At 65.0% G+C, this 13,312-nt stretch carries 11 protein-coding genes; 6 read left to right on the top strand and 5 right to left on the bottom strand.

Translation table 11 applies throughout. The annotated features are described in order from the left end of the window. The first annotated feature begins 171 nt into the window (after positions 1-171). From QZ634_RS09185 to QZ634_RS09210, 6 genes are all read left to right on the top strand, one after another. Positions 172-1,158, top strand: coding sequence for a DUF533 domain-containing protein (locus tag QZ634_RS09185; RefSeq protein WP_291987406.1), 987 nt, complete (start codon positions 172-174; stop codon positions 1,156-1,158). Between the two features lie 73 nt (positions 1,159-1,231). Next, positions 1,232-2,812: a protein adenylyltransferase SelO gene (locus QZ634_RS09190; RefSeq protein ID WP_291987408.1), complete on the top strand. Its 1,581-nt coding sequence runs from the start codon at positions 1,232-1,234 to the stop codon at positions 2,810-2,812. A gap of 79 nt (positions 2,813-2,891) precedes the next feature. Continuing rightward, positions 2,892-3,146 carry a TIGR02647 family protein gene (locus QZ634_RS09195; protein ID WP_043562867.1) on the top strand — a complete coding sequence of 85 codons (255 nt, stop codon included), beginning with the start codon at positions 2,892-2,894 and terminating at the stop codon, positions 3,144-3,146. Between the two features lie 31 nt (positions 3,147-3,177). Further along, complete coding sequence (locus QZ634_RS09200; protein WP_291987410.1) at positions 3,178-3,774, top strand: hypothetical protein; 597 nt, start codon at positions 3,178-3,180, stop codon at positions 3,772-3,774. Between the two features lie 97 nt (positions 3,775-3,871). Continuing rightward, complete coding sequence (locus QZ634_RS09205) at positions 3,872-6,112, top strand: patatin-like phospholipase family protein (protein WP_291987412.1); 2,241 nt, start codon at positions 3,872-3,874, stop codon at positions 6,110-6,112. Positions 6,113-6,144: 32 nt separating this feature from the next. After that, positions 6,145-6,966: a neuromedin U gene (locus QZ634_RS09210; protein ID WP_291987414.1), complete on the top strand. Its 822-nt coding sequence runs from the start codon at positions 6,145-6,147 to the stop codon at positions 6,964-6,966. Between the two features lie 301 nt (positions 6,967-7,267). Here QZ634_RS09210 and QZ634_RS09215 read toward each other — a convergent pair whose 3' ends face one another. From QZ634_RS09215 to QZ634_RS09235, 5 genes are all read right to left on the bottom strand, one after another. Continuing rightward, the gene (locus QZ634_RS09215) at positions 7,268-9,013 is read right to left on the bottom strand and encodes an arylsulfatase (protein WP_291987416.1); all 1,746 of its coding nucleotides are present in this window, start codon (positions 9,011-9,013) and stop codon (positions 7,268-7,270) included. A gap of 387 nt (positions 9,014-9,400) precedes the next feature. Continuing rightward, entirely contained in the window at positions 9,401-11,812 is a 2,412-nt protein-coding gene (locus tag QZ634_RS09220) for a tetratricopeptide repeat protein (protein ID WP_291987418.1), read from the bottom strand. 139 nt (positions 11,813-11,951) lie between these two features. After that, positions 11,952-12,365, bottom strand: coding sequence for a hypothetical protein (locus QZ634_RS09225; protein ID WP_291987420.1), 414 nt, complete (start codon positions 12,363-12,365; stop codon positions 11,952-11,954). Positions 12,366-12,446: 81 nt separating this feature from the next. Beyond that, positions 12,447-12,890, bottom strand: coding sequence for a glycine zipper 2TM domain-containing protein (locus QZ634_RS09230; RefSeq protein ID WP_291987422.1), 444 nt, complete (start codon positions 12,888-12,890; stop codon positions 12,447-12,449). A gap of 72 nt (positions 12,891-12,962) precedes the next feature. After that, positions 12,963-13,289, bottom strand: coding sequence for a hypothetical protein (locus QZ634_RS09235; protein WP_291987425.1), 327 nt, complete (start codon positions 13,287-13,289; stop codon positions 12,963-12,965). Positions 13,290-13,312: the final 23 nt, after the last annotated feature.

A 13,312-nucleotide genomic window follows, 5' to 3' on the forward strand; every position in this document is an offset into this window, starting at 1 on the left:
GGCCGCTCCACGGTACGCGCCCGCCCGCTGGCGCCTGCGCCTGCCGCTTCGCTGATCCGCGCGCGCGCTGCTAGTTTCCTCTGCCGAAACCGGCCACGCGCGCCTTGCTTCCCGCGCGGAACTTGTCGATACTCGCCCTTCCCAATCGCATCTTGACCGGAGAGACAGCGCATGAACGAGCAGCAACAGGAAGCCATCCTCACCCTCAGCCTAATGGCTGCCTTCGCCGACGGCGGCAAGAACGAGAGCGAACGTGCGGAGATCAAGCGCATCGCCGACGCGCTGGCCGGCGAAGGCTCGCTCAACATCGCAGCGCTGTATCAGGACGTCCTGCTCAAGCGGGTCTCGATGGCCGCGGCTGCGGCAGCACTGACCACCCCCGAGACGCGGCAACTGGCTTTTGAAATGGCCGTCTGCGTGTGTGACGCCGATGGCGTCCAATCGGCTGCCGAAAAGGCCTTTCTCGACGACCTGCGCGCTGCCCTGGCACTCGACGAGCAGCAGGCCAGCGCCTACAGCGAGCAGGCCGAAGCCATCGCCGCACTGCCGGTGGCCACCGGCAGTGCGGCGCCGCCGACACCCGGCACGACCCCGACCGTCCCTGCACCGGGGCCGGCGGCCGCCGGCCTGGCCTCGACAATGAGCGACGCCGAGATTGACCAGGCCATTCTCAACGCCTCGATCCTCAATGGCGCGCTCGAACTGCTTCCCGAATCGCTATCGACGATGGCCATCATTCCGCTGCAGATGAAACTCGTCTATCGCATCGGCAAGTCCTACGGTTTCGAACTCGACCGCGGGCACATCAAGGACTTTCTCGCCACCCTCGGCGTCGGCCTGACTTCCCAGTATCTCGAACAGGCAGGTCGCAAGCTCCTCGGTGGCCTGCTCGGCAAGGTCGGCGGTGGCTTCCTGGGCGGTCTGGGCAAGCAGGCGGTGAGCTCGGGAATGAGTTTCGCCAGCACTTACGCCCTCGGCCACGTGGCCAGACGCTACTACGCCGGCGGCCGCAGCTTTTCCAGCGAGATGCTGCGCAGCAGCTTCGACAGCATGCTCGGCGAGGCCAAGAGCCTGCACAGCCGTTACCTGCCCGAAATACAGGCGCGCGCACGCACGCTGGACAGCGCCAAGATCATCGACATGGTTCGCCAGGGCTGATGCGCCGACCGCGAATGGGTCGTCGCCCTGCCCCGTCGCGCTGCCCACCTGGCAAGCGCGCCGGGCGGCGCCGATGCTGAACTTCGATAACCGCTTCGTCCGCGAGCTGCCGGGCGACACCGAGCTGCGCAACCAACCGCGGCAAGTCTACGCCGCCTGCTGGTCACCGGTAACTCCGACACCCGTCGCAGCACCAACGCTGCTCGCCCATTCGCGGGAAGTCGCGGCGGACCTCGACCTCGACGATCAGGACATGGCGTCGGCGGAGATGCTTGCCGCCCTCTCCGGCAACCGCTTGCTGCCGGGAATGGTCAGCTACGCGAGCTGTTACGGCGGACATCAGTTCGGGCAATGGGCCGGACAGCTTGGCGACGGCCGGGCAATTCTGCTCGGTGAGGCAGTCAATCGGCGCGGGCAGCGCTTCGAACTGCAACTCAAAGGCGCCGGCCCGACACCGTACGCCCGCCGGGCCGACGGCCGCGCAGTCCTGCGCTCGTCGATCCGCGAGTTCCTGTGCAGCGAGGCGATGCATCACCTGGGCGTGCCAACGACGCGAGCACTGAGTCTCGTCGGCAGCGGTGAAAGCGTCGTCCGCGACATGTTCTACGATGGCCATCCGATCGCCGAGCCCGGCGCCGTGGTCTGCCGCGTCGCGCCTTCGTTCACCCGCTTCGGTCATTTCGAACTGCTCGCCGCACGCGGCGAGCACGCACTGCTGCAGCGCCTGGTCGACTTCACCATCGCCCGTGACTTCCCTGCACTGCTGGCCGCACCCGGACAAAAGCTGGCCGTGTGGTTCCGCGAAGTCTGCGAGCGCACCGCCCGCCTGATGGCGCACTGGTTGCGCGTCGGATTTGTCCACGGGGTGATGAACACCGACAACATGTCGATCCTCGGTCTGACCATCGACTACGGGCCCTACGGCTGGGTCGACAACTTCGACCCCGCCTGGACACCAAACACAACTGACGCCTCGAGCCGCCGCTACTGCTTTGCCCGGCAGCCGGACATCGCCCGCTGGAACCTCGAACGGCTGGCCGACGCCCTGGCCCCGTTGCTGCCCAAGCCGGCCACGGCAGAGAAAGCGGCGCGCTCGGCGGAGCTGGCGGCGGCACTCGAGCATTACGACGAAGTCTATTCGGCCGAGTTCGGCGCGGCTTTCGCCGGCAAGCTCGGATTGCGCAGCTGGACACCCGCCGATGGCGAGTTGCTTGGCGAGCTGTTCGAAGTGATGCGTCTGGCCGAAATCGACATGACCGAGTTCTTCCGCCAGCTGGCGCAGCTGGACATCGACCAGCCCGATGCGGAAGTCCTGCGTGAATCCTTCTATCGCGAAGACCTCAGGCAACGCTTTGCGCCCGACCTCGCACGCTGGTTGGCGCGCTACAGCGCTCGCCTGCGTCACGACGGACAGCCCGCAGAGCGCCGCATCGCTGCCATGAACCAGGGCAACCCGCGTTACGTCCTGCGCAACTACCTGGCACAACAGGCCATCGAGCGGGCCGAGCAGGGCGACACGCAGACCATTCACGAGCTGCTCGAAGTCCTCCGCCGCCCCTACCAGGAGCAACCGGGGCGGGCGGCGTTCAGCGCCCGGCGCCCCGACTGGGCGCGCCACAAGGCCGGCTGCTCGATGCTCTCGTGCAGTTCCTGAGAGCGCCGCGTCCAGCGCGCGCTAGAATGTAGCCCCAAGCGCAACCGCGCCTTAACGCTCGCTCCACCGAGGACTCGCCATGCCCTTCACGCCCGACCTGGTCGATGAACTGAACATCCTGGCCCGCTTTGACCTGGCAAGCCCGCTGCACGGGCTGAAGATCCACAAGACCGCTGCTCCCGAAGTCGTCGCCGCCACCCAGCGCCTGCACGCCAAAGGGCTGCTGACGCAGGTCGACGGCGGCTACCTCACCAGCCTTGGCCGCGATGCCGCCGAGAATGCCCAGGCCGCGCTGACCATTCTCGACTCGCTCCCGATGGCTGCTCACGGATAGCTCGCTCTAAAACCACCCGCAGGAGGCCCCCATGAAATTGACCGACAAGGCATGGCGAACGGTGCCAGCCCTTCTCGCGCTGCTCACGGTGTCCTGTGCGACAGGCAGCGGGCAGTCGAAAGTCGACCCGGCGATCGAGGCGCGGCGTCAAGTGCTGCTTGAGCTGCGTGCGCAGACGGTCGCCGACCTGGTCGCCAGAAAACCCGAGATCAGGGAGGAAATCGCCAACGCCGTGGGCTATGGCGTTTTCGCCTCGACGCAGTACAACATCGTCCTGCTGGTGATGGGCGACGGTGCCGGCGTGCTCACCGACAACAGGACCGGCAAGACGACGTACATGAAGATGGCTCGCGTCGGCACCGGTCCCGGCGTCGGCTACAAGCGCTTCCGACAACTGATCATCTTCCGCAACCGCGATCTGTTCGACACCTTCGGCGCCGTCGGCGCCGACGTCAGCGCATCGGGCGACGCCACCTTCAAGCCCGGTACCGGAAAAGGGCTGGTCCTCGACGGTAGCATCTCGTTCAATCCAATGTTGTCGAGTTATCAGCTCACCGACCGGGGCGTCGTTCTCCAGGCCAACTGGGGCGGCGTCGGCTACCTTCCCGACGAGGCGCTGAACCAGTAGAAGCATTGCGTAGGCTGCGCGGCGAGCGGGGATCGCGCGCAGCTTCCGCCTGCCGGCAGCGGTTTCGTTGACCGGTTACCAAGACAAGGAGTAGGGAGTGAGGAGAGAGGCGTTCGCATCGACCGCTGCGGGCAAACTGGGGCGCATGGCCCTTGCCGCGTGGCTGTTTTTTTTCGCGGCCGGCGCGGTGGCGCAGACTGCCACCGATGACCCGACCAGGCCGCGCGTCGGCCTGGTCCTCGGCGGTGGGGGCGCACGCGGTGCGGCGCACATTGGCGTTCTCGAAGTGCTCGAGAAGATGCGCGTACCGGTCGACTGCGTTGCCGGCACCAGCATGGGGGCACTGGTCGCCGGCGTTTACGCCAGCGGCCTGACGCCAGCGACCATGCGCGACAAGCTGGCGGAAGCCGATTGGGACGACCTGTTCCGCGACGATCCACCTCTGAGCCAGCAGAATTTTCGCAAGAAGGCCCTCGACAAGCGCTTCCTGCCGGGTTCGGAGACGGGCGTTGGGCCACAGGGAGTGAAGGGACAGCCTGGAATCGTCATGGGACAGAAGATCAAACTGTTCTTCAACGTGCTCGTCCGCGACTATCTGGGTGAGCGTGAAATCGGAGCGCTTCCCCTGCCCCTGTCGATCATCGCCACCGATATCGTCAGCGGTGATCGGGTGGTCTTTCGCAAGGGCAGCCTTTCCGAGGCGATGCGCGCCAGCATGTCGGTTCCCGGCCTGATGGCGCCGGTCGAGTCCGATGGCAGGAAACTGGTCGATGGCGGCCTGGTGGACAACGTGCCGATCGACGAAGCGCGCGCCCGCTGCCAGGCCGACGTCATCATCGCCGTCAACGTCGGCTCGCCGCTGCTCAAGGCCGAGGACATCAGCGGCCTGTTGAGCGTTTCCGCACAGATGGTGAACATCCTGACCGAGCAGAACGTGACGCGCTCGCTGGCCACGCTCAAGCCCACCGACATCTATATCAAACCCGATCTCGAGGGGATCACGGCGGGCGATTTCAAGCGCAGTTCGGAAACGGCAGATCGCGGTGCAAAAGCCGCCGAAGCGGTCGCCGACCGCCTGCGCGCGCTGGCCGTCAGTGATACCGCTTACGCCGCATGGGTGGCGCAGATGCAGCCACCCGTGCACGCAGCGCCACGGGTCGACGAGGTGCAGGTCGCCGGGCTCAAGCTGGTCAACCCGGCTGTGGTCAAACGCTATCTGGAGATCAAACCGGGCGACACCGTCAACCCGTCCAAGGTGGACGCCGATCTGATGCGCGCGTATGGCGATGGCTACTACGAGCACGTCGATTACGCGCTGGACACCACCCTGCGCGAACGCAACATTCTGCGCGTGACGCCGGTCGAGAAGGGCTGGGGACCGGACTACATGCGCTTCGGCGTCAACCTCGACAGCAATTTCCGCACCGACTCGACCTACATCCTGCGCGCCGCCTACCAGAAAACCTGGCTCAACACGCTCGGCGGCGAATTCCTCGCCTACGGCGAAATCGGCTCGCAATCCGGCTTCGGTGCCGACCTCTACCAACCGGTCGACGCGCAGCAGCGCTTCTTCCTCGAAGCCAACGCCAGCTACCTGAACCGCATAAGCGGCGTCTACCAGAACGACAACAAGCTTGCCGAGTACAGGATTTCCCAGACCACCCTTCGCCTTGGTGGTGGAGCGAACATCGGCCTCCTTGGTCAGGCGCGCCTGGGCTGGCAGGAGAACTGGCGAAAAAGCGAGCTAGACACCGGCTCGCCATTCCTCCCCGAGGAGGCGAAGACCTATGGCGGCTGGTTTGCGGCATTGGACATCGACCAGACCGATCGACTGTACTTTCCGACCAGTGGCTGGTCGAGCAACGTGAAGTACTTCGACTCTGCAGCCGAGGGCTACAGTCGGCTCGACGCCGGTGCCAGCGGTTACTGGAATGTCGGCGACTGGGTCATGGCCAGCCGCCTGTCGTACCAGGGCTCGCCAATCGGCCAACTGCCCGTCTACGACCTCGGACAATTGGGCGGCATGCTGAACATGACCGCCTTTGCCGTCGGACAGTTGAAGGGGGACAACATGAGCTACGGCAGTATCCGTGCCGAGCGGATCATCGGTCGCCTGCCGCTCGGCCTGCGCGGAGACCTGCGCGTCGGCGCCGCCTTCGAGGCGGCCAGGGTTGGCCAGGCGTTTACGGAAACCGAACTCAAGGGCTGGATCCCGGGCGTTGCGGTCTATCTTGGCGGCGAGACGCCACTGGGTCCGGTTTACCTGGGTTACGGCTACTCGAACGCCGGGTCGACTGGCGGTTATTCCAATTTCTACCTGTTCCTCGGAACCCCCTGAACTGCAGACATTCACATGTGCGGAGCTGAAGCATGAAACCCCAAGGTAAATGGCAAACAACAAGGATTCTCGGCGCCCTGTCGCTGGCGACGGCGTTCGCCTCGCCGGCGAGCGCCGAAATGAGCGCCGAGGAACTCGCCAAACTGGCGCAGAATCCGGTCGGCAACCTGATCAGCGTGCCCTTCCAGAACAATACCAACTTCAATGTCGGGCCGCGCGACGGCACGCAGAACATCCTCAACATCCAGCCGGTGATCCCGATCGAGGTCAACTCGCAGTGGAACGTCATCACCCGCACCATCGTGCCGGTAATTTCGCAGCCGGCCTTGGTCTCCGGCGAAGATCGGATCAATGGCATCGGCGACCTGCAGTTTACCGCCTTCCTCTCGCCGGCGATTCCCAAGGGTGCGATCTGGGGTGCGGGCGCGGTCCTCCAGATGCCGACCAACAGCAACGACGCCCTGGGCAACGACCGCTGGGGACTCGGCCCTTCGTTCGTGATGCTCAACCTCAAGAAGGGCGATCCCTGGGTGTATGGCTTTCTGGTCAACAACGTCTGGTCGGTCGGGTCGGGCAGCGACGCGAGCTACAACAACTTCCTGCTCCAGCCCTTCCTCAACTACAACTTCGAGGGTGGCCTGTACCTGACTTCGGCGCCGATCGTCACCGCCGACTGGAAGGCCGACAGCAGCCAGCGCTGGACCGTGCCCCTGGGCGGCGGTGTCGGCAAGATCTTCCACTTCGGAAAATTGCCGGTGAACACCCAGCTCAGCGCTTACTACAACGTCGCCCATCCCGACAACGCCGCCAACTGGCAGCTGCGCCTGCAGGTGCAGTTGATGTTTCCGAAGTAGGCGCGCCGCGCCGCGCGCCGCCTGACGGTTGATGAGGGCAATGCTGGCGGCGCCGGGTACCGGATCTCGCGATCCGTGTCCAATGACCGCGTCAGGAGACGAGGCTAAGGACAAGAGCGAGAAGGGCCCGTCTTCATCGTTGTCATACTGCTCCCAGGTAGATGCTCAGGCACCAGCCAGGCAGCAAAGCGCCGGTCGGCGGGGAAAAAAGCCGCTGCCATGACCGGGCGACACGCTCCGCTGGCGGATGCGCGAGGGGGCGTGTCGGAAGTGCATCGACGGTCGTTGGCCAGCGACGGCGCTACTTGTCGCCCGCACCTTTGCTGATGGCTTCCATCACCCGGTCGAGGTTGAAGCTGCCGGGCTTCTGGCGTGGCGGAAACTCGCGGAAACTCTGCAGCCATTGGCCAATGTAGGCGCCAGCGGGCGCAAACATGAACATGTGATCGACCCACCATCTGTTGTAACCGATGCTTTCATGCTCGGCGCGCTCGAAAGGATCCATCCGCAAGTTGGTCAGCATCGGCGCACGCAGAGCCGTGTAGGGCTGTCGCCAGACATCGATTCCATTGGCATCCTGCCTCAGGAAGGTGGCCTTCCAGTCGTTGTAGCGCAGCGCAGCGATCTGGCCATCGTCGGTCCAGTAGACAAACTCATGGCGCGGCCACTCCGCCTCTCCCTTGAGCGCGGGCATCAGGTTATAGCCGTCGAGGTGGACCTTGTAGGTCATGTCGCCGACCGTCTTGCCCTTCAACAGCTCTTCCTTGACGTTCGGCTGTCCCGCCGCAGCGAGCAGCGTGACCAGCATGTCCTCATGCGCACCGATGTCGTTGATGACGCTGCCGGGCTTGATCACGCCGGGCCAGCGGATCATCGTCGGCACGCGGAAGCCGCCTTCCCACTGCGTCGCTTTCTCGTTGCGAAACATCGTCGTGCCGCCATCGGGCCAGGAGAAGAACTCCGCGCCGTTGTCGGTTGAATACATCACGATGGTGTTATCTTCGACGCCCAGTTCCTTGAGCTTGGCGAGCAATTGGCCCACCATCACGTCGTGCTCAACCATGCCGTCGGCGTAAACACCGAGACCGGTCTTGCCTTTGGACGCGGCCTTGAGGTGCGTCCAGATGTGCATGCGAGTGCTGTTCCACCAGACGAAGAATGGCTTCTTGTCCTTGACCGCCTTGTCCATGAACTTGAGCGCCTCGGCGGTGACTTCCTCGTCGACTGTTTCCATGCGCTTGATCGTCAACGGACCGGTGTCTGTAATCGCGCCGCCAGCGAAGCTGTGGATGACACCGCGCGGGCCGAACTGCTTCCTGAATTCCGGGCCCTTCGGGTAGTCGGGGTGCTCAGGCTCCTGCTCTGCATTCAAATGATAGAGGTTGCCAAGGAACTCGTCGAAGCCGTGTGCGGTGGGCAGCATCTCATCGCGGTCACCAAGGTGGTTCTTGCCAAACTGGCCGGTCGCGTAGCCCTCGGCCTTGAGCAGCACGGCGATCGTCGGATCCTCCTTCTTCATGCCTTCCGGAGCGCCCGGCAGTCCGACCTTGGTCAGGCCGGTGCGCATGGGCGACTGGCCGGTGATGAATGCGGCGCGGCCGGCCGTGCAACTCTGCTGGCCATACCAGTCGGTAAACAGAGCGCCTTCTTTGGCGATGCTGTCGATGTTGGGCGTCCTGTAACCCATCATGCCCTGGTTGTTGGCACTGATATTGAAGCCGCCAATGTCGTCACCCCAGATGACGAGGATATTCGGTCGTTTTGTGGTTGTCGGTGTGCTGGCGGCGGGGGTGCTGGCCGTCGGTGTGCTGGCTGCTGGTGTGCTGGCTGCCGGTGTGCTGGCGGCCGGTGTGCTGGCGGCCGGTGTGCTGGCGGCCGGTGTGCTGGCGGCCGGTGTGCTGGCCGTCGGTGTGATGGTCGCCTGTGCGGCGGCATCCGTTCCCAGGGCCTCTGGCACCAAGCCGGCCTGCGCGTTGACGGCCAGTAGCAGCGTGGCCGTCAACAAGCCATTGGCCAGGAAATTTTTCCAGTTCGGACTTTTTTCCATCTCTTTCTCCTTTCTTGCGACGTGGTGTGGCTACACACCCCATGCCTTTCCGGCATCTGACGTGCGACGAGGGACGAGCGGACTGCACCCAGACATGGCCCCGTCGGGGCAGCATTCAAGGTCATGTCGGAAACCCGAAGCGAACTGCAACGTACCCTTCCGGCATGGCACCGACTCGAGCTTGCCGACATGGCAGCAAAGCTGCATCCTATCATCTGTCCACTGTCTACCAAGCCCTCCCCGTCGGCGCCGCAGGGTCAGGCTTGCAGCCGGCCCGCCATTCTTGAGCCAGAGCAGGAGAGGTAAGAGGCCCATCATGGCGCACGCAGCGGTCGCCATGGAGCGCGCGATAACAGGCCACGCGCAGACCTGAGGAATCAGATAGCCCTAGCGGCCTTCCAGTTCTCTCACCAACTGCTCCACGTTCTGGTCATTTGGCAGGATCTCGGCGGCTTGCCTCGCATAGCGCAGGGCCGCGCGCTGGTCACCCGTTTCACGGCTGATCGAAATCAGCGCACTCAGTATCTCCAGGTCATTGGCATGACGCTTGTTGGCCTCGCGCAGCACCGCCAGCGCTGCCTCGCGCTTGCCGGCCGAGTGCAGCGCGATGGCCTGGACGTAGGCGTAACGCGCATTGTCCGGGGCCAGCCTGACGGCCTCGATAAATTCCTTCAGCGCTGCGCCGCTCTCGCCCTTGCGGGTCAGGAGCAGGCCAAGTACATGGTGCAGATCGGCGTCGCCGGGCAGAACGGCCAGGCCCGCGCGCAGGACCTCCTCCGCCTCGGACTCGCGCCCCTGCTGTCGCCAGGCATCGGCCAGGTTGACATACCCGCCGGTAAAACTCTTGTCCAGGACGATCGCCCGCTGGAAAGCGGCGATCGCCGCGTCGAAACGACCCTGACGTAGGCGCAAGTTGCCAAGATTTACGTTCACCGCCGGCCAGTCGGCCTCCTGTTCAAGGGCCGCCACGTACTCCTGCAAAGCCGCCTCGCGAGCCGCCTGCCGACCAGCCGGCAGCTGGCTATCCGGCACATCGGCGAGGACTCGTGCCGCCTCGATGCGCACGCCACGGACGGGGTCCACCAGCAAAGGCGAGGCACTCAGCGCGCGATTCAGCGGGTCGGCACGCTCGAGCATGCCCAGCGCAGCGCTGCGCACCAGGGGATCGGAATCGAGCAGCAGCGTCCGCGCGGCCGGCAAGGTGGCGGGGCCGGCGTAAGGCTGCGCCAGCGTCAGCGCGGTCGCCCGAACGATCGCTGGCTGAGCGGTGCTGCTGGCCAGTTCGAGCAGACTCGGCAAGGCACGCACACCCTGTGTCTCGCCGGCGTGCAGGGTGGAACCGTAATGCGGACGGTCGCGCCAGGTCTTGCCGTACCACTTGTCCATTACGACGGCGGCCCAGGCGGGCTGTTTGTCGGCATGACACTGCGTACAGGCATTCGGGCTGCCAAGCGCCGTCGACAGATCGGGACGGGGAATGCGCAGGCTGTGATCCGGCCGCGCGTGGACGACCATGTAGTTCTGTGACGGCATGTGGCAAGTGACGCACTGCGCGCCCTTGCCACCGTCCTGGTGCTGATGGTGTTTGGGCACGTCGAACTCGCTTGCCTGATGGCAGCGCGTACACAGCGCATTGCCTTCGGCGCGCAGCTTCTGCGAGTGCGGTTCGTGGCAGTCCATGCAGGTCACGCCGCGCTGATGCATCTTGCTCTGCAGGAACGAGCCCCAGACATAGACCTCTTCACGCTGCTGGCCGTCCGGGTAATAGTTGGGCGCGGTGAGCATCGCCAGGCGGTGGCTATCCGACAGCGGGGCACCCGCCTGGCGGGCCTCGCTCAGGGTCGCGCGCCGTGAATGACACGCGCCGCAGCTGTTCATCCCGGCCGGATCGGCGGGCTGATCGCGAACGGCAAACCTTGCTTCCCGGTCAGGAAAGTGCCAGGCCCCGCTGCCGCCGCTCTTCAGCGACGGCAGGCCTTTGTCGTCGTGCGCGGCGTACGGCGCCTTGGCTTTGCTGGCCCAGCTGAGATGCGCCGAAGCCGGGCCGTGGCAGGACTCGCAAGCGACGTTGATCTCGCTGAACGTCGTCTGGTAGCTATTGCTGGCCGCGTCGTAGGCCTTGCGCAGATTGGTCGAGTGGCACTCGGCGCACTGTAGCGCCCAGTTCTGATAGAGGCCGGTCCAGTGCAGCGGATCTTTATGGTCGAGCTTCTGGTCGGGATAAAGATGGAACCAGCGCTGCCCGCCTTCGCTTTCTGGCCGGCTATCCCAGGCGATCGGCAGTACCTGGTAACGGCCACCGGGGAAGGCGATCAGGTACTGCTGCAGCGGGTACACGCCGAAGGTGTAGCTGATCGGGTAGTCGGCAAGCTTGCCGTCCGGGCCATCGGTACGCACCATGAAGCGGCCGTCGGGGCTCTTGAAAAACCTTGACTCGACGCCATTCTGCGTAAACTCGACGTTGGCGAAGTCGCCCAGGACCGAACTGTCCGTGGCGTCCTGCATGGCCAACTGGTGGTGCGAACCGGTCCACGCCGCGAACTCGCTTTGGTGACAGGTCTGGCAGCTGTTTGCCCCGACGTAGCTGGCAGGAGCCGCGACGGAAGCGGTGGCCGGCGGCGGCAGTGCGACAGGTCGGGTGACCAGGACGATGATCCCGGCGATCGCCAGGAGCAAGGCCAAGCCGACGGCCAGCCAGAGATGGCGTCGCTTCGCCGGGCTGGCAGCGCTCGGGCTGGCGGCCGAGGGCGCCGGCGTTTCGGCTGACCGCCTGACGGCGCCTCGCGATTTTCGGGTCATTAGGCGCTCTGCGGCAGGTCAGTCACACCACGACTGCGAGGTGTCACTTCGAGACAGCCCGCCAGCACAGCCTGCAAGGCCTCGCGAGACGCACAAGCCAGCATTTTGCGCGCGCAGGTAACACGCCCGTCCGCACGGACTAGCGCCAAGCGGTCGTTCCCGGTGCGTCAGGGCCACCCCGCTGCGGCATCTGACCAAGCAGACAGCGCACGCCAGGCGAATCCGGCTGGGCATCGTAGGCGCCTTGAAGGTTGGCTACGAAAGCTGCCTGGGGAATCCTGCCATTGTAGAAACGTGAGGTCAGGTCCAGGAAATAGGGGTCCTGCAGGGAGTCCGCGTTGATTTCCATGCGCCCGATGCGCTCGTACAGACACTTGTTCTGGACCCGTGTGAGAAAAGCCTCATAGGGATCGTCCGAGCGCCATGCGTCGGGGGCACAGGCGCTAACGGAAAGCAGGGCGAACACGGCGAGCACGGCACTGGCCAGTGAACGAGGCTGGCGCCGCGGTCGCCGGCAGCCCTTCGCAGCGGTGGTCGATAGGAGATTGGTCATGTTACCTGTCCGCCATCTTGTGTCGGGAGTTGTCGCTTGTCGGGCGGACCTGCCACCCGACAAGCGACGATCGCTTCTCGCTCAGCGCGGAACGACGCGGGCGTCTTCGCCGCTGCCTTCGATGTAAACGCGCTGACCCTTGCTGATGGCCGGGTTGACCGGCTGCGTCACCGAAACCAGGACACCGCTGCTGACACGAACGATCACCTGCTGCGCCGGTACCGGCTGGTCGTATTTCTTCTGGATCTCGTGCCCGGCGACTGCACCGCCGACAGCTCCCAGGACCATTGCCACGTCGCGACCGGTACCGGCACCAATCAGGCTGCCGACCCCGAGACCGGCAAGACCACCGACGACGGCGCCAACGCCGGAGTGATGGTCGCTCGACAACTCGGTGTGGATGATCTGCTCGACGACGCCGGTGCGTATTTCCATCTGACCCGGCTGCGCTCCGGGTGCGGCGCAAGCAGCAAGTGCCAGAGCCAGCACCAGAGTCGAAACATAGGACGAAATTTTCTTGAACATGTGGACCTCCTTGGGGTTATTTTGACGTGCAAGGCACGCCGCATTGTACGTCAGGTTTCCGCCGCGTTTGTGTCAGTCCGGCGACTGCACCGCGGGCGCGGTGATCTCTTCGGGCGAAAGCGCTGCGTCGGGCGCCACCGCCTCGGGCGCAAGCACGGCCGGCCCCTGATCCCGCTCCGGCGCCAACGCCGCGCCGGGCTGCACGGCATCCGGCGAGCGGACTGGCGGCGGGGTCATCTGTTCGGGCGACAGCGCCGCGTCAGGCGCAACCGCGTCCACCGACAGCGCCGGGTCTGGAGCGGTGCTTCCTGCCTGTGCGACAGCACCGCCCGCCGTGAGCAGGCAGACGAGCAGGGCCGGCAGCGCCACGCCCGTACGACAGCGATCAGCGATTCTCATAGTGGGTCTCCCATTGTTGATCG

It is taken from the genome of Candidatus Accumulibacter sp. ACC007, from assembly GCF_907163205.1.
Lineage (GTDB): Bacteria > Pseudomonadota > Gammaproteobacteria > Burkholderiales > Rhodocyclaceae > Accumulibacter > Accumulibacter regalis.